The sequence below is a fragment of the Shewanella cutis genome (genome assembly GCF_022410515.1).
GTDB classification, from domain to species: Bacteria; Pseudomonadota; Gammaproteobacteria; order Enterobacterales; family Shewanellaceae; genus Shewanella; species Shewanella cutis.
In genome coordinates this window covers 1-17,118 of the sequence record NZ_JACSDI010000029.1, presented here as the reverse complement: position 1 = coordinate 17,118, position 17,118 = coordinate 1, and the positions used below count along the sequence as shown (strand labels likewise).

Here is a 17,118-nt window from a genome sequence, read left to right as displayed (position 1 = left end):
GTCACGCAATACATCAAGGTTTTACCTCAGTTGTAGCTCCGGTACTAAAACCCAATTCAGAAGCTGCCAACTTGCGCGACAAAGCGCCTATATTACCCGCACCTTGGGTCAACAATAAATCCCCCTCCTGCAACACATCAGGCAGCACCTCAGCTAACTGCTCAGGGCTAGCAATAAAGATAGGGTCTAATTGTCCACGAAGACGAATTGAGCGGCATAATGCCCGACCATCTGCACCAGGAATGGGTGCTTCGCCCGCGCTATATACGTCGAGTAATAACAGGCAATCGACCTGAGATAACACTTCAATAAAGTCTTCGTACAAGTCACGTGTACGCGTATATCGATGTGGTTGATAGGCCATCACTAAACGTTTTTCAGGCCAGCCTGCACGAGCCGCTTTAATGGTCGCCGCCACTTCACTCGGGTGATGACCATAGTCATCCACTAACATCACTTCGCCCTTAGGCGTCGCAAACTTGCCTAAGTGCTGGAAACGACGGCCAATACCTTGGAATTCAGCCAAGGCTTGAATAATGGCGCTATCGTCAATCTCATCTTCTGTCGCCACTGCAATCGCCGCGAGTGCATTTAATACATTGTGCTGGCCTGGCAGATTGAGCAACAGATCTAAATCTTCTTTACCTTTACGTCTTACCGTAAAGCGACATTGATGCCCTTGCTGGCTGAAATTGAGCGCCTGCACGTCGGCATCGTCTCTAAAACCATAGGTTACAATATGGCGACTGATACGCGGCATAATCTCACGCACGACCGGATCATCAATACAGACGACTGCCACACCATAGAATGGCAGGTTATGTAAAAAATCTACGAAGGTTGATTTGAGCTTTTCAAAGTCACCGCCATAGGTATCCATATGATCGGCTTCAATATTTGTCACCACACTGACCATAGGTTGCAGATGCAGGAAGCTCGCATCGCTCTCATCCGCTTCGGCGATAAGATAGCGGCTGGTACCTAAACGGGCATTAGTCCCCGCACTATTGAGTAAACCGCCGATCACAAACGTCGGATCACGCCCCGCTTGACCATACAAACTGGCAATCAAACTGGTGGTCGTGGTTTTACCGTGGGTGCCAGCAATCGCCACACCATGACGATAGCGCATCAGTTCAGCCAGCATTTCAGCGCGACGAACGATGGGAATACGTAGTTCTTTTGCCGCAATAATCTCTGGATTTTGGGGATTAATCGCCGTTGATACCACCACCACATCAGCTTGCTGCACGTTATCGGCGCCATGACCGATATGAATTTTCGCACCCAGCAGGCAGAGTCTGTCAGTCACGGCGTTTTGCGCAATGTCAGAACCACTGACAACATAGCCTTCGTTTACTAATACTTCAGCGATCCCGCCCATACCCGCGCCGCCAATGCCGACGAAATGAATACGCTTAATCCGGCGCATTTCAGGGATCATACTTCTTAGCTGTAAGTATCTTTCTGTCTTAGTCATACCTATCCTTTCTCGGCAAGAGCAATACACACTTGGGCCACCTGTTCGGTCGCATCCAACACGGCAACATCTCTCGCTCTTTGGCCCATACGGGCTAATTCTGCTCTGTCATTGGCGAGTAACTGTAATTTACTCACCAGCTTATTCACGTCCAAGATGGCCTGTGGCAATAGGAAAGCTGCGCCAGCCTCAACCAAAACTTGAGCGTTACGGGTTTGGTGATCATCCACCGCATGGGGATAAGGCACCAAAATACTAGGAAGTCCCACTGCCGCTAACTCGGATACCGTCAGCGCGCCGGCGCGGCACAATACCACATCAGCCCAACGATAGGCGGCTTCCATATCATCAATAAATTCGGCAACGTTGACGCCACCCTCTTGTCCTTGCTGCTGATAAGCGGACTTGACCCCAGCCAGATTATCCTTACCTACTTGATGCCAAACGGTAATCGACTGCTGTTTACTCAGTGCAGCCACCACTTCGGGCATTAAATCGTTAAAGACTTTAGCACCTAAGCTGCCGCCCACAACCAACACCTTTAGCGCCTCATCTGCGGCTTGTTTAGGCTCAGCGCCTAAGGCAATCAACTCACGACGAATGGGATTGCCCACGACTTTCGCCTTCAGTTGGGTGAAGGTATTTTTAAAGGCACAAAGTACTTGGCTAGCAATCCGCGAGAGCAACTTATTCGTCATTCCCGGTATAGCATTTTGCTCATGCAACACTAAGGGCACACCCGCTAATTTAGCCGCCACACCACCTGGGCCACTGGCAAAACCGCCCATGCCAAGCACCACATCGGGTTTAAACTCGGCAATCACCGCTTTAGCTTGCAAAATAGAGCGCACCACTTTAAAAGGCGCCGCCAATTTACGTACTAAACCATTACCACGCACACCCTTGATGTCGATAAAATCAATATCGAAGCCATACTGAGGCACTAATCGCGCCTCCATACGGTCAGCCGTACCTAACCAACGCACTTGCCAACCTTGCTGTGCTAAATACTTTGCCACCGCAAGCGCCGGAAACACATGTCCTCCCGTGCCGCCTGCCATGACTAAAATACGTTTACCCGCGTAGGTCATTACTTCAATCTCCCTTGCACGGCCTGAACTAAACTCATGCGCCGTTCGTAATCGATGCGTAGCAATGTCATTGCTGCCGCTGTCATGACCCATAGACTACTACCGCCGTAACTCACAAAGGGCAGTGTTAACCCTTTAGTGGGTAACATACCAATGCTTGCGCCCACGTTAACGACGGTCTGGAAACAGATCCAAATCCCAATCGCATAGGCCAGATAACCTTCGAAGGCTTTGTCCATCACGAGGCATAAATTGCCAAGACGAATGGCCCTCAATGCCACAAATAACAACACGGATAACACCGCGATAATGCCGATAAACCCTAACTCTTCACCAATCACGGCAAAGATAAAGTCGGTATGCGCCTCAGGAAGGTATTCCAACTTTTGGATACTGTTACCAAGGCCCTGGCCAAACCAATCACCTCGGCCATAGGCCATCAGCGATTGGGTTAACTGGTAACCACTGCCAAATGGATCTTGCCAAGGATCTAAAAACGATGTCACCCGACGCATACGATAAGGCTCGAGTAAAATCAGCGCCACGAAGGCCAAGATCCCCGCAAAAATCAGTGCGAAGAAGTCCAGCAACCGCGCACCAGCAAGGAACAATAATCCCACAGTGCCAACAAACAGCACCACAACCGTCCCTAAGTCGGGCTGCATCAAAATCAAAATCGCGTAAATCGCAAACACCGCAATCGGCTTGTAGAAGCCTTTCGCATTTTCACGCACTTCCTGATGACGACGCACCAGATAACCCGCCATATACACAGAAAACGCAAATTTAGCGACCTCAGCGACCTGAATACGGATCGGTCCGAGTGATAGCCAACGTGTCGCCCCGTTAACAGTGGTACCCACAGCTAATACCGCCAGCAGCATAAAAAACACCACCAGCAGCATGATTGGACTCATGCGTTGCCAGGTCTGCATATCCACGCGAAGGACAAATGCGGCAATGATTAAACATCCCAACAAATACCCCACATGGCGGGTCATAAAATGGAATGGATTGCCAGTCAGCGTTTGCGCCTCAGGCATCGAGGCTGACATCACCATCACAAAACCAAAGCCAATCAAAGACAAAACAGCCGTGAGCAAAGCCCGATCGTACAATTGCACGCCTGGGACGTCGGTATCACGTTGCCAGTTAGGCAGTGCATGCAGCACTCGCCCAAACAGGCTGAGCTGTCTTGCATCACTCGCCATCGAGTTGCTCCACTAGGCTTCTAAAATCATCGCCACGGGCCATAAAGTTACTGTACATATCAAGGCTCGCACAGGCTGGCGATAGGAGTACAATATCACCTGAAGTTGCTAATTGAGCGGCTTTAGCAACAGCGGCAGCCATTGAATCGACCTTGATTGCGCCTTCTTTCAGCGCCGCAATCTTATTGCCATCGCGGCCTAAGGTAATGAGATGAGTCACTTTTGTTAACGGCTCTTCAAGCGGGCTGAAATCCGCACCTTTACCATCGCCGCCAGCAATCAAAATAATGTCGCCGAGGTGATCACTTAAACCATCGAGCGCCGCAACTGTGGCGCCGACATTGGTAGCTTTAGAGTCATTCACATAGGTGACCCCACCTTTTATCCCAACCACTTCACAGCGATGGGAAAGTCCAGTAAAGGTGCGTGCGACTTTGGCCATCACTTGTTTATCCACACCCACGGCATAAACCAGCGCCATCGCAGCAAGTAAGTTTGCATGGTTATGGCTACCAATCAGCGACACTTCGGTGATCGGCATGATTTCACTGTGGCCGTGATAAATCCGGCTGTCGCAAATGCCCCACTCATCGCCCTCAGGCGGTGCTAAACCAAAGCTGTTTTGGTTCATGGGTTCGGTTGGAATAGTCAACGCATCATCACGGTTAAAAATGATGGCACGACTTTGATGGTACAGACGCAGCTTAGCCTTTCGATAGGCATCCATATCGCTGTATCTGTCCATATGATCTTCCGTCACGTTCAAGCAAGTTGAGGCAACGCAGTTCAAGCTATGGGTGGTTTCCAGCTGGAAACTCGATAACTCAAGTACAAAAATATCAGCATTCTCTTGCAGCAAATCCAGCGCCGGAATACCAATATTGCCGCCCACGGCAACAGCAATGCCCGCTTCTCGCAGCATTTCACCCACTAAGGTGGTCACTGTCGTTTTGCCATTTGAGCCCGTAATCCCAATCACACAAGGTTTACGATCGGCAATCTCACGGGCAAACAGTTCAACATCGCCAATCACTTCAATGCCCATATCCAGTGCAGCGCGCACTTCGGGGGTATTCATCGCAATCCCAGGGCTGATAATGATTTGCGTCGCCTGCACTAGGTAGCGGCAATCAAATCCGCCAGCAATCAACTTCACCTCAGGGAATGAGCTTGCTAGCGTCTCGGCGCCGGGGGGCTGGCGACGGCTATCCATCACCAACGGCGTAATGCCTTTTCCACACAAATAGCGCACTACCGAAAGCCCTGTGGCTCCCAACCCTAATACTATGTGTGAATACTGACTTTGCATGAGCAATTACCTTAACTTCAACGTGGCTAAGCCGAGTAAAACTAAGAAAATAGAGATAATCCAAAAGCGCACGATCACGCGCGGTTCCGGCCAACCTTTTAACTCGTAGTGGTGATGGATAGGCGCCATGCGGAAGATCCGCTGTCCACGTAATTTGTAAGAACCGACCTGCAAAATCACTGACACGGTTTCCATCACAAACACACCGCCCATGATCACTAACAGGATTTCTTGGCGAACTAATACCGCAATCGCCCCCAAGGCCGCACCTAAAGAGAGTGAGCCCACATCGCCCATAAAGACCTGTGCTGGATAAGTGTTAAACCACAAAAAGCCTAAACCTGCGCCTACAATCGCGGTACAAACGATCACCAGCTCGCCAGAGCCAGGTAAATGCGGAATATGCAGGTAATTAGCAAACTGAGCATGGCCCGACAGATAAGCTATCAGCGCAAATGCTGCAGCCACCATCACAGTTGGCATAATCGCAAGACCATCGAGACCGTCAGTTAAGTTCACCGCGTTGCTAGACCCCACAATGGTGAAATACGCCAATACGATAAACACAGCGCCCAGTTGCGGCATCACATCTTTAAAGAAGGGCACCACTAATTGCGTTTCACCAGGGTTAGCGGCTGTAGTGTAGAGAAAAAAGGCAATGATCAAGGCCGCTAAGGATTGCAGAATATACTTCCAGCGCGCAATCAATCCCTTAGTATCTTTACGTACCACTTTGCGGTAATCGTCGATAAAGCCAATCATGCCGAAGCTGCCCAATACAAACAGCATTACCCACACATAGCGGCTACCAAGATCGCCCCATAACAGCACACTGATAAAGATGGCGCCTAAAATCAGCAGGCCACCCATAGTGGGCGTTCCGCGCTTACTGAAATGCGATTCAGGCCCATCGTTACGCACCACTTGGCCAATTTGCATCAACTGCAAGCGCTCGATAAGTTTAGGGCCCCACCATAAGCTAAACATTAATGCGGTTAACAAGCCTAAAATGGCTCGAAATGTCACATAGGAAAATACGTTAAACCCCGTATGAAATCGGGTTAAATACTCGGCCAGATACACCAGCATCTACACTAACTCCCCACGCCCGAAGGCTACTGTTAGGCCATTCACGACCCGCTCCATTGCGGCACTTCGTGAACCTTTAACTAAAACCGTCACCTGTCCCGGCAACTGGTTGATGTGTTTTATAAGTTTTTCTACTAACGTCGCCACGCTGTCATGGTGCTCCGCCCCGAAAGCTTGGCTCGTGTGCTGAGTCAAGGTACCAGTACAGAACAGGGCATCGATCCCCTGTTGCTTTGCTAGTTGTCCCAGTTCAGCGTGTAAAAGGGGCGCATTGTCGCCTAATTCGCCCAAATCTCCCAGTACCAAACAACGATTTTCAGAAATTTCCTTTAACCAAGCGATAGCCGCCCCTACAGACACTGGATTGGCGTTATAGCTATCATCAATTAGACGTACACGTCCTAATTGAGTAGGCTGCATACGGCCCTTGACGGGGGTAAGCTGGCTCAGGCCTTCGGCGATTTCCGTTAGACTTAATCCCAATGCAATACAGACACTTGCAGCGGCCAAAGCGTTGCTGACTTGATGACGTCCCGCTAAGGGTAAAACCACTTCGCAAGACTCGCCCGCATAATTAAGCATAAAGCGGTAACAACCATCGCTATTAGCTTTGTGGCCAGTCGCAATGACATCGATTTGGCGTTTTGCCGCACCTTCCTGCTGGGAGAAGCTCAATTGCTTATAGTGCTTGGCTTTAACACGCATCACATCAGCAAAGGCGTCATCAGCGTTAATAATCGCTGTACCCTCTTCTTGTAGATGGTTATAGATTTCCGATTTTGCCTGGGCCACTCCTGCCTGTGAGCCAAAGCCTTCTAAATGAGCACTGCCGACGTTATTGACTAACGCCACGTTAGGGCGAACCAAGCCGGAGGTGTAATCAATCTCACCTTTATGGTTAGCACCTAGCTCAAATACCCCATATTTGTCTTCGGGCGTTAAGCGCAGCAGGGTTAAAGGCACGCCGATTTCATTATTAAAATTACCCGCGGTGTAAAGCACTTGATGCTTGGCCGACAAAATAGTGGCAATCATTTCTTTGACGCTGGTTTTGCCATTTGAACCGGTCAATGCTACACAAATGGGATTCACTTGGTCGCGAACATAAGCCCCAATCGCACCCATAGCTTTTTGGCAATCGGCAACAATAAGCTGCGGGATATCAAAGGCAAGTTCACGCTCAACCAACAGTGCAACGGCACCATTCTCTATCGCGGTGGCGGCAAAATCATGGCCATCAAACCGCTCCCCCTTTAAGGCGACGAACAAGGTTGCGGGGCCGATTTTACGGCTATCGCTACTTAATGCTTGGATGGTGACGTCGTCACCGACTCGATGCGCACCTAAGTATTGGCTCAGTGCCTCGAGGGAAATTGGGATCATTAGCTTTGCTCCGATAACTGACGTGCCAGGGCGCGTTCATCATAGTCATGACGCACACCTGCCGCCTCTTGGTAAGTTTCATGGCCTTTACCCGCAAGCAAGATCACATCCCCAGATTTAGCCTGTGCGACGACTTGTTTAATCGCAGCCACACGGTCAACCTCGGTCAGCGCTCGCTCAGGGTGAGTTAGCCCTTGGATAATATCGGTAATAATTTGGTTAGGATCTTCACTGCGGGCATTATCGCTGGTCACCATAATGCGATCGGCAAATTGCTCCGCCGCGCGCCCCATTAATGGCCGCTTGCCCTTATCGCGGTCACCACCACAGCCAAACACACACCAAAGCTCCCCCGCGCAGTGACGGCGCAAAGCATTAAGCGCTTGTTCAATCGCATCCGGGGTATGGGCATAATCGACCACTAAGGTGATGTTATCTGCGGTAGTAAAACGTTCCATGCGGCCAGCCACAGGCACTAAGTAAGGCACTTTGGCTGCCAGTGCACGCATATCCATTCCCTGTAAATACAGGGCTGATAGTGCGGCGAGTAAATTTGATAGGTTAAAGGCGCCTAATAACGGCGAACGAATATCGATTTCGCCCTCGGGCCAGACTAAGGTCGCCTGCACGCCTTGATCGTTAAATTGGGCATTCTTAGTGTAAAACGCTGCGGCTTTATGGGCTTCAATGCTAAAACCCCACATCTTCGCCGGGACGTTTGCCAGCTCAGATAACCAAGCGACGCCCACAGGATCGTCTAAATTCAGTAAACCATGGCGCAGGGAGTCGAAACGAAATAACATTTGTTTGGCGGCGGCATAGTTTTCCATATCGCCGTGATAATCCAAGTGATCACGGGTCAGGTTAGTGAATACAGCCACATCGAAGGGCACCGCATCGACGCGCCCCTGGACTAAACCATGGCTCGAGACTTCCATCGCACAGGTGTTAACACCTTTATCTGCAAATTCATGGAGCTGGCGCATTAGGGTAATGGCATCGGCAGTGGTATTGCCGCTGTCAACAAGCTCGCCCCACAGGCCATTGCCAAGCGTGCCCATCACCGCCGCTTTACCTGAAAGCAAGGTCACTAATTGCGCGCACAGTTGGCTTGTCGAAGTTTTGCCATTAGTCCCTGTAATACCCACAACGGCCATAGATTGACCTTGGATAACAGGGTAACGCACCGCAGCCACCGCTGAAACGTGCTTAGCTAACTCATAGAAATAAATCTGCACCCCTTGCTCAGCGGGCATTGCAATTACTTTGCCCTGCTCTTGCGGATTATCCGTATGCACTAACACCGCAGCCGCACCTTGAGCTAAGGCTTTATCAGTAAATTGTCGACCATCGACCTTATGTCCTGGCAGCGCCAAAAACACATCGCCGCGACGTATTGCGCGGCTGTCTAAGGTCAAATCTAAGAAGGTTTGTTCGCCCGCGTAGGGAAACCAAGGCGCGAGTAGCTCCCTTAACAACATCATTCAGCTCTCCCGGCGAGTCCCGCCAATTGCACCTGTTCTTTATCGGAAATGGGTTCAACATTTAACATTTGCAATGCGCCTGACATCACCTTAGCGAATGCCGGCCCTGCCACTGAACCACCATAATAGAGATCGCCCTTAGGCTCGTTGACCACGACCACAATGGCAAGCTTTGGATTATTTACCGGCGCAACGCCAGCAAATAACGCAACATAATCATCACCATAACCACCGGCTACCGCCTTACGGCTGGTACCCGATTTACCAGCAACCGGATAACCATCGATATGGGCGAGCGTACCTGTTCCGCCTTTTTCGGTCACGCTCACCATCATTTGCAGCACATCTTTGGCGACAGCTTCTGAAATCACTCGCTCACCCTCAGGCGGCTTTTTCAGTTTTAAAATTGAAACGGGAAATAACGTGCCACCATTACCTAAAGTGGCGTACATCCGGGCAAGCTGCAGCGTCGTCGCAGTTAAACCGTAGCCGAAGGATAAAGTGGCGCGCTCAAAGTCAGACCAACGGTGACGATCTTGGATAAGGCCGGCACTTTCACCCGTAAGATTAATGCCTGAAAAACTGCCTAAGCCCATAGATTGATAAGTGCCGAGTAACTGCTGTACTGGAATCGACAGGGCTAATTTACTGATCCCGACGTTACTGGATTTGGCTAAAATACGCGCCAGTGTCATATCACCATAATTGGATGCATCACGTACTTGCCGACCACCTAAACGCATCCAGCCTGGCGAGGTTGGGATCACATCGGTAGATTTTACTGTCCCCGCTTCCAACGCTGCCGCAACCACAAAAGGTTTAATGGTCGAGCCTGGCTCGAAGGTGTCGGTCATCGCGCGGTTACGCATTCTGAAGGTTTGAAAATTATCACGGGAATTAGGGTTGTAAGAGGGAGTATTCGCCATCGCCAACACCTCACCCGTGTGGATATCGAGCACCACAATCGAGCCAGACGTCGCTTGGTTCATCTCGGTAGTACGCTTTAACTCACGGTAAGCAAGTTGCTGGATTCTATGGTCGATGCTCAGGACAAGATCATTTGGGCTTTCGCCTTCTTGGACAATATCGAGGCGCTCAACCACGTGCCCATCACGGGACTTGCGCACTTTTTGCTTGGATGGCGTACCAGTAAGCCAACTGTTGTAGGCATTTTCAACGCCTTCGATACCAACGTCATCGATATTGGTGATACCAATTAATTGAGCCGTGATCTCTCCGCCTGGGTAGTAACGACGGGATTCAGACTTTAAAAACACCCCAGGTAATTTTAGCTGAGTGATGTAATCCGCTACCGCCGGGGTGACTTGGCGTTTTAGGTAGGTAAAACGTTTGGTTGGATTGCTACGCACCTTATCGAGCACATCTTCCACGGGCTCATGCAACACATCTGCCAGTGCTTGCCAACGGCGCATATCAGCAAAGCCATTGCTATCGTTAACTTGTTTAGGGTCCGCCCACACGGCACGCACGGGCACACTCACCGCCAGCATATCCCCATTACGATCGGTAATTAAGCCACGCTGCACCTCACGACTGGTGGTACGCAGGGTACGCATATCGCTCTCATGGCGAAGTTTATCAGGTTCGATAATTTGGATATAAGCAGCGCGACCCACAAGGCAGGTAAACATCGCAAACACAAAACCGACCACGACGTATAAACGCCAGTGGATCAGTTGTGGCTTTTGCTTTTTGCTGGCCTGTTTGGTTTTTGCTTGCCTAATCATATCTTCCCTATACTCACGGCACCTTTACCACGATTTCTTCACTGGGTAATGGTCGACTCATGTTGAGATCCTTTGATGCAATCCGTGTAATCCGGCTATGTTCGGTTTGGGATTGCTCTTCCAATAATAAATTGCGCCACTCGATATCTAACCTGTCACGCTCCTGCAGCAGCTGGTCCCATTCGGTAGTAAGCTTTCGGCTCACATGGCTGGTATACACCACAGCCACAGCATTACTGAGCACCAGCAGTGCGAGTAACAAAATCCATTTGTGTTGCCACAGGTCATGTAACACAATCCGTGGCAGGCTCAATGAGGGCTTACTCATGTGCTTGCCCTCTAATAATCCAATCGCTCGGCAATGCGTAACACTGAGCTACGGGCTCTAGCATTGCGTTCAATTTCCTCATCGGATGGCATAATCGCCTTACCAATGGCGCGCAATTTACGCGACTTGTTAATTTGGTCTTCGGTGATGGGCAAGCCATGGGGCACACTCTCACCTTGGCTATGACGGCGAATAAAGCGTTTGACGATGCGATCTTCTAAGGAATGGAAGCTGATAATCGATAAACGCCCCTGAGGCGCTAGTACGGTTAAAGCACCTTCAAGAGCCTGATCAATCTGATCTAATTCGCTATTGATATAGATACGGATCGCCTGAAATACGCGGGTTGCCGGATGCTTATTACGCTCTTTATTTTTGGTGATACGCGCAATTAAATCGGCTAAATCTTTGGTACGCAAAAACGGGGTTTTATCACGGTCAGCAGCAATGCAACGGGCAATATGACGAGCATTTTTCTCCTCGCCATAGGTTTTAAATACCCACGCCATATCTTCAATTTCAGCGCGCGCTAACCACTGGGCAGCGGTTTCACCCTGGCTATTGTCCATGCGCATATCGAGCGGCCCGTCGCGCAAAAAGCTAAAGCCACGTTCGGCATCATCAAGCTGCGGAGAAGACACACCTAAGTCGAGCAACACACCATCAATCTTGCCAACCAGACCAAGATCTTCGACGTAATCGGCTAATTGGCCAAAACCGCCGTGCACAATTTGAAAACGAGGGTCATCAGCAAATTGTTTAGCGGCCTCAATAGCCTGTGGATCGCGGTCGATAGCAATCAATCTACCTTTTTCACCCAGTCTTTGCAGAACTTGTCTTGAATGACCACCGCGGCCAAACGTGCCATCAATATAGATGCCATCGTCTTTAATGTTTAAACCGCCGACCGTTTCTTCGAGCAAAACGGATAAATGGGCAAATTCTTGACTCATTACTCTCTTCTTATTTAGTTATGCGACTCGTTAGAGTGAAAAATCCGCCAGACGCTCGTTGTTAGCAAGCTCCTCGCTTCGAATCGTTTCCTGACACTCATCAATTTGCTGCAGCCAAGCTTGCTCATCCCACAGCTCAAATTTGTTTAACTGTCCCACCAGCATGATGCGCTTATCTAAATTGGCATATTGCCTTAGCGGTGGCGGCAGTAATATGCGCCCGTTGCCATCGAGTTCAACCTCGTGGGCATAACCCAACAGCATGCGCTTAAGGGAACGTTGGGTTTTATCTGTATCCGATAGCTTGAGTAGCTTTGCTTCGATCAGTTCCCACTCGTGGATGGGATAAAGGAGTAAACATGCAGATTGAATATCAACCGTGATAACGATGCAGCCTTGATGCTCTAGCTGCAAAGGTTCGCGGTATCGCACTGGAATCGCGATCCGTCCCTTTGTATCTAAGTTGATAGCACTGGCTCCACGAAACACGCTAATTCATCCTATCCTTTGCTTTTTGATCCACAAATATCCACTATTTCCCACAATTGCTAAGTTTAGGGATAGTAGACAAGCATTGTCAAGGGATGGGATCCTTTTATAAAGCCAGTCGGCAAGCGGGTTAGCAGCATGTTGCCCCCATAACTTAGCGACAAAGTTTTGACAAAAAGATCAGCTTAAAATCAGCTAAACGATGGATACCATAGGAATATAAAGCGGACAAAAAAACAGCGGCCTTTTGCTTTCAGGCAGTTGCAATGAAATTTATGCCATAAAGTGTCGCTAAATGTGGGATTTTCCCCATAGGCAAATCACGCTAGACTCACAAAGCGCAGCAAAATAAGCCCAAAACTAACCTTTTTACGATCCAGCAGTGCGCAAACTCTTAGCATAAATGGCTGAAATTTTATTTTTTATTACAGATTTATTCTGTAATAAGATGGTAGTTTTTATTTCACGATTGCGAGGAAGATCAAAACTTCCATGCGAATAACTCAAAATAAGTGACCCATGACAGCAACCAAAATCCGTACCTATCACAAATGGTTTGCACTACTCACCGCACTGCAATTGCTGATTTGGATGGCAACCGGCGCATATATGGTATGGATGGATATCGAGTTTATTCGTGGCAAGCCTCTGGTTAATAAGGTAAATGGTGCAGTTTTCCATGTAAAAGCTCCTGCTTACAGCTTTACGGATTTCATCAAAGATCACCCCAATGCGACCGCGTTAAGCCTATATGCCCACCAAGACACTCTCTTTTATAGCGCCAAAATAGCAGGGAAATTGCAACGTTTTAGCAGTGTGACGGGAGAATTATTACCTCAGTTAAATCAGCAACAAGCGCTCGACGCCGCAGAGCAGGTGTATACGGGCAAGGCTAAGATCATCCGCGCAACCCTCCACCAGCAAACAGCACCAAATGAAATCTCCCCTCACGCATTACCTATGTGGCAAGTTGAGTTAGACGATGCGATGCACTCGACACTCTATCTCAGCGCGGTCACAGGGCAACTGCTCAGCGCTCGGCATGATTACTGGCGCCTCTTCGATATCATGTGGATGCTGCATATCATGGACTACGAGACCCGCGAGAATGTACATAATCCGTTCCTCACCATCATGAGCAGCCTTGCCTTACTGACCACACTATTTGGTATCGCCCTGACTTATATCAGTTTTCGAAATCCTAAATCCTGCGAGGAGCAAGCATGAGCTGCTCGAACAAACTGAATACTGGTATTGAAATATTGGGTAAACGCCATCGTAATTTAGCGATGCAAACCCTACATAAATGGCTAGCGCTTATTGTTGGTCTGCAACTGTTAATTTGGATCGTGACAGGACTCGCCTTTAACCTGATTGACGAGCAATTTCTGGATGCGAATCCATATCGGGTCGACGATAAGGCGCAGAGCTTCAATTCGCCGCTCGCTTCTACAGCAAACCTACTCCAACAATACCAAACAGAAGGCATTATCGAACTTAAATTAACTTCGGTGCTCAGCCGCGCAGTGTATGCACTCACAACAACGAAGCAAACCCGCTGGTTTTGGGCCGATTCCCTTGAACCATTATCTTTGAGCGATGCAGAAATACAGGCTATCGCCAAGGGAAGTTATTCAGGCTCTGGCGTTATCAGCTCAGCGCAAATACTCACCAATAAAACACCATTCGATGCTAGCGGCTCGGTGGCGATGTTCACCACCTCAGACCCACTCGATACCCGTATTTATATCGATACAGCCTCGGGCGCCGTGCTTGCCCACCAAAATAGTCAATCCGATCTCAAAGATCTGCTGTTTATGCTGCACTTTATGGACTACACCCCCGATAATGGCATTGGTTTTAATCACTTATTGGTACAGTCAATCAGCATTGGCGCGCTATTTTTAGGTCTTTCAGGAATTTACATCCTTGGGCATAAATGCCATCAAGGCCAGTTATCCCTGCCATTCATAAGACGAAAAACCGCCATAGGAAAACTGGCGCTTTATACTCAAGATGCTCAGCTGCTGGCCGAATTTACCGATCTCAATGGCACATATTTAGAGAGTATTAATCGAGGGCGCGAAAGATTAAGGACCCAATGCGGTGGTGGCGGACGCTGTGGCCTGTGTAAACTCAGGTTTGTCGAGCAGCCGCCTATCCCTAATGATTATGATCTGGATAAGCTCACCGCCACTGAGCTAGCACAGGGCATTCGCCTAAGCTGCCAACACGAGGCACATCCTAGCAAACTTGAGTTAGTCACTAAAGCGCAACACAGAGATTGGCAGAAGTCAGAATACTAGAGTGTGTCGCGAACGGGGTTCAATCAACGTATAGTCTAAATATTAAGCAGCTGCTGCCGATAAAGGGTTAAGTGGTCAAAACCAAGGAGGCGCTATGAGTGGATTGGACAGTCTTTACGCTATGCTGGCCCAGCCAGTAAAACCCGTATTAACCCCAAAACGGATCGTTGATCAGGTGAGTAGTGCGACCGCCAATGCGCCCGATAGCCATGAAACCCCACAGTCGCAATTACCACCCACCTTAGATGCGAAAGTCAGGGAAAGACGTAAACAGGATAATGCCAGTCGCAATAAAAAACGCCGCGCTGCGGACAAACAAGATTTAAAAGAAGGAAAAGTACTCGAAGTCACAGACGATTTAGCTGACACAGCACAACCGTCCAGCAAGCATATCATCGATATCGAAGTTTAACGTGCTTGGCTGTTAAATGAATAAGGCGCAACCTCAAGCTGCGCCTTATGTGTTTCAAGCCTAAAAGAAACTAAGAACGGGTTCTTGCTACTGCATCTTGCCAACCAGCGTATAACTGCTGCCGATAATCAGCATCAATGCTTGGTTTAAAGTGCGTATCGATACAGGTTTTATGTTCAAGCTCAGTTACCGAGGTCCAAAATCCGACCGCAAGCCCTGCTAAGAATGCCGCACCCAAAGCGGTAGTTTCGCAAACACTGGGCCGTAACACTTCAACATCGGTAATATCCGCTTGAAATTGCATTAAAAAGTCATTGGCAACCGCACCGCCATCGACCTTAAGGGATTTAAGCCGCTCACCGCTATCCTTAATCATGGCATCGAGCAAATCCTTACTCTGGTAAGCAATCGACTCTAATGCCGCACGGATAATATGATTACGGTTAGCGCCACGGGTTAAACCAAACAGTGCGCCACGGGCATTGGGGTCCCAATAGGGCGCGCCGAGCCCCACAAAGGCGGGGACTAAATACACCCCATTGGTATCCGCGACTTTAGAGGCAAAATATTCGGTATCACTGGCATCGCGGATAAGTCCCAACTCATCCCGCAGCCATTGAATAGTCGCGCCGCCCATAAACACTGAACCTTCAAGGGCATAATTCACTTCACCTTGAGCGCCAACCGCCACCGTCGTTAATAAACCATGGGATGAGCGCACGGCTTTGCTTCCGGTGTTCATCAGCAGAAAGCAGCCCGTACCATAGGTGTTTTTGGCCATTCCCGGCTCAACACAGAGCTGGCCAAAGAGCGCTGCCTGTTGATCGCCCGCAATCCCCGCCAGTGGAATTTCACTGCCCTCACCAGCGATGCGCGTGGTGCCATAGACACTGCAGGAAGGTTTTACTTCAGGCAACATGGCGGCAGGAATATCGAGCGCCTCCAGCAGCTTGCTATCCCAACTCAGGCTGTGGATATTAAACAGCAACGTGCGAGCTGCATTGGTGGGATCGGTCACATGCACTTTGCCTTCCGTGAGTTTCCACAGTAGCCAAGTATCAACCGTGCCGAATAACAGTTCACCTCGCTTGGCCTTCGCACGTGCATCCGGCACATTATCTAAAATCCATTTGATCTTAGTGCCTGAAAAATAAGGATCGAGCAGGAGACCCGTATTCTCCCGCACATAATCTTCTAAACCTTGGGCCTTGAGTTGCTCACAGATCTCGGCGCTACGGCGGCATTGCCACACAATGGCATTGTAAACGGGTTTGCCGGTCGCCTTTTCCCAAATAATGGTGGTTTCCCGCTGATTAGTAATGCCAATCGCCGCCACTTCATCACTGTGAATGCCTGCTCTGGCGAGAGATTCAATCAACACAGAACTTTGGCTTGCCCAGATTTCCATTGGGTCATGTTCAACCCAGCCGGGATTAGGATAAAGCTGAGTAAACTCCCGCTGGGAGACGCTGACAATATTGGCATCGTGGTCAAACACAATCGCCCTCGAGCTCGTTGTGCCTTGATCTAACGCCACTACGTATTTTTTCTGCACACTACTATCCTGTCTGGCTCACCAGAGGTATCTAGACTGACATGAAGCTTGATGACTTGTTGGTTAAGTTATGAATATATTCGTAATTTTCCGTAATGACTAGGGCGTGTTGACGTTTCAGGGTTATTTTTGCAGCAATTTGGCTGACGTTTATGCAAGGCAAAGTTCGTGCCGTGTAGTTATTCTACATAAACGGACGATAACGCAGTAGAAACGTCAGCCAAATGCTGCCCGAAGGCTTCGTCTGGCAAGCCCTTGCGCTTACTTTCTGTCATAAGAG

The 17,118-nt window shown here is 49.3% G+C and carries 15 protein-coding genes; 3 read left to right on the top strand and 12 right to left on the bottom strand.

What is annotated here, in order from left to right:
• Positions 1 to 13 precede the first annotated feature (13 nt).
• From murC to mraZ, 11 genes are read right to left on the bottom strand one after another with little or no spacing between them, the layout of a single operon-like run.
• A complete protein-coding gene (gene murC, locus H9J30_RS20640; RefSeq protein WP_011073899.1) occupies positions 14 to 1,480 on the bottom strand; it encodes a UDP-N-acetylmuramate--L-alanine ligase in 1,467 nt (488 codons plus the stop codon).
• Positions 1,481 to 1,482: 2 nt separating this feature from the next.
• The gene (gene murG, locus H9J30_RS20635) at positions 1,483 to 2,571 is read right to left on the bottom strand and encodes an undecaprenyldiphospho-muramoylpentapeptide beta-N-acetylglucosaminyltransferase (protein ID WP_240132703.1); all 1,089 of its coding nucleotides are present in this window, start codon (positions 2,569 to 2,571) and stop codon (positions 1,483 to 1,485) included.
• On the bottom strand, positions 2,571 to 3,782 hold the full coding sequence (gene ftsW, locus H9J30_RS20630) for a cell division protein FtsW (protein ID WP_240132702.1): 1,212 nt from the start codon (positions 3,780 to 3,782) through the stop codon (positions 2,571 to 2,573). Before ftsW ends, murG begins: the two co-directional genes overlap by 1 nt.
• A complete protein-coding gene (gene murD / locus H9J30_RS20625; RefSeq protein WP_240132701.1) occupies positions 3,772 to 5,091 on the bottom strand; it encodes a UDP-N-acetylmuramoyl-L-alanine--D-glutamate ligase in 1,320 nt (439 codons plus the stop codon). The genes ftsW and murD overlap by 11 nt, the downstream gene beginning before the upstream one ends.
• A gap of 6 nt (positions 5,092 to 5,097) precedes the next feature.
• The gene (gene mraY, locus H9J30_RS20620) at positions 5,098 to 6,180 is read right to left on the bottom strand and encodes a phospho-N-acetylmuramoyl-pentapeptide-transferase (RefSeq protein ID WP_240132700.1); all 1,083 of its coding nucleotides are present in this window, start codon (positions 6,178 to 6,180) and stop codon (positions 5,098 to 5,100) included.
• The gene (locus H9J30_RS20615; protein ID WP_240132699.1) at positions 6,181 to 7,563 is read right to left on the bottom strand and encodes a UDP-N-acetylmuramoyl-tripeptide--D-alanyl-D-alanine ligase; all 1,383 of its coding nucleotides are present in this window, start codon (positions 7,561 to 7,563) and stop codon (positions 6,181 to 6,183) included. It abuts the gene before it with no gap.
• Entirely contained in the window at positions 7,563 to 9,047 is a 1,485-nt protein-coding gene (gene murE, locus H9J30_RS20610) for a UDP-N-acetylmuramoyl-L-alanyl-D-glutamate--2,6-diaminopimelate ligase (protein WP_240132698.1), read from the bottom strand. The genes H9J30_RS20615 and murE overlap by 1 nt, the downstream gene beginning before the upstream one ends.
• Positions 9,044 to 10,795 (bottom strand): penicillin-binding transpeptidase domain-containing protein, encoded by a 1,752-nt coding sequence (locus H9J30_RS20605; RefSeq protein ID WP_240132697.1) that lies wholly within the window; start codon positions 10,793 to 10,795, stop codon positions 9,044 to 9,046. The genes murE and H9J30_RS20605 overlap by 4 nt, the downstream gene beginning before the upstream one ends.
• 13 nt (positions 10,796 to 10,808) lie before the next feature.
• Positions 10,809 to 11,123 (bottom strand): cell division protein FtsL, encoded by a 315-nt coding sequence (gene ftsL, locus H9J30_RS20600; RefSeq protein WP_240132696.1) that lies wholly within the window; start codon positions 11,121 to 11,123, stop codon positions 10,809 to 10,811.
• A gap of 11 nt (positions 11,124 to 11,134) precedes the next feature.
• Positions 11,135 to 12,076, bottom strand: coding sequence for a 16S rRNA (cytosine(1402)-N(4))-methyltransferase RsmH (gene rsmH, locus H9J30_RS20595; protein WP_011073908.1), 942 nt, complete (start codon positions 12,074 to 12,076; stop codon positions 11,135 to 11,137).
• Between the two features lie 30 nt (positions 12,077 to 12,106).
• On the bottom strand, positions 12,107 to 12,565 hold the full coding sequence (mraZ, locus tag H9J30_RS20590) for a division/cell wall cluster transcriptional repressor MraZ (protein WP_240132695.1): 459 nt from the start codon (positions 12,563 to 12,565) through the stop codon (positions 12,107 to 12,109).
• Positions 12,566 to 13,084: 519 nt separating this feature from the next.
• Here mraZ and H9J30_RS20585 point away from each other — a divergent pair.
• The 3 genes from H9J30_RS20585 to H9J30_RS20575 all read left to right on the top strand — a co-directional run bounded on the left by H9J30_RS20585 (position 13,085) and on the right by H9J30_RS20575 (position 15,283).
• A complete protein-coding gene (locus tag H9J30_RS20585; RefSeq protein ID WP_240132694.1) occupies positions 13,085 to 13,792 on the top strand; it encodes a peptidase in 708 nt (235 codons plus the stop codon).
• Positions 13,789 to 14,871 carry a PepSY domain-containing protein gene (locus H9J30_RS20580; RefSeq protein WP_240132693.1) on the top strand — a complete coding sequence of 361 codons (1,083 nt, stop codon included), beginning with the start codon at positions 13,789 to 13,791 and terminating at the stop codon, positions 14,869 to 14,871. Before H9J30_RS20585 ends, H9J30_RS20580 begins: the two co-directional genes overlap by 4 nt.
• Positions 14,872 to 14,965: 94 nt before the next feature.
• Positions 14,966 to 15,283 carry a hypothetical protein gene (locus tag H9J30_RS20575; protein WP_240132692.1) on the top strand — a complete coding sequence of 106 codons (318 nt, stop codon included), beginning with the start codon at positions 14,966 to 14,968 and terminating at the stop codon, positions 15,281 to 15,283.
• A gap of 70 nt (positions 15,284 to 15,353) precedes the next feature.
• Here the strand turns inward: H9J30_RS20575 and glpK are convergent, their stop codons facing one another.
• On the bottom strand, positions 15,354 to 16,838 hold the full coding sequence (gene glpK, locus H9J30_RS20570) for a glycerol kinase GlpK (RefSeq protein ID WP_240132691.1): 1,485 nt from the start codon (positions 16,836 to 16,838) through the stop codon (positions 15,354 to 15,356).
• Positions 16,839 to 17,118 lie beyond the last annotated feature (280 nt).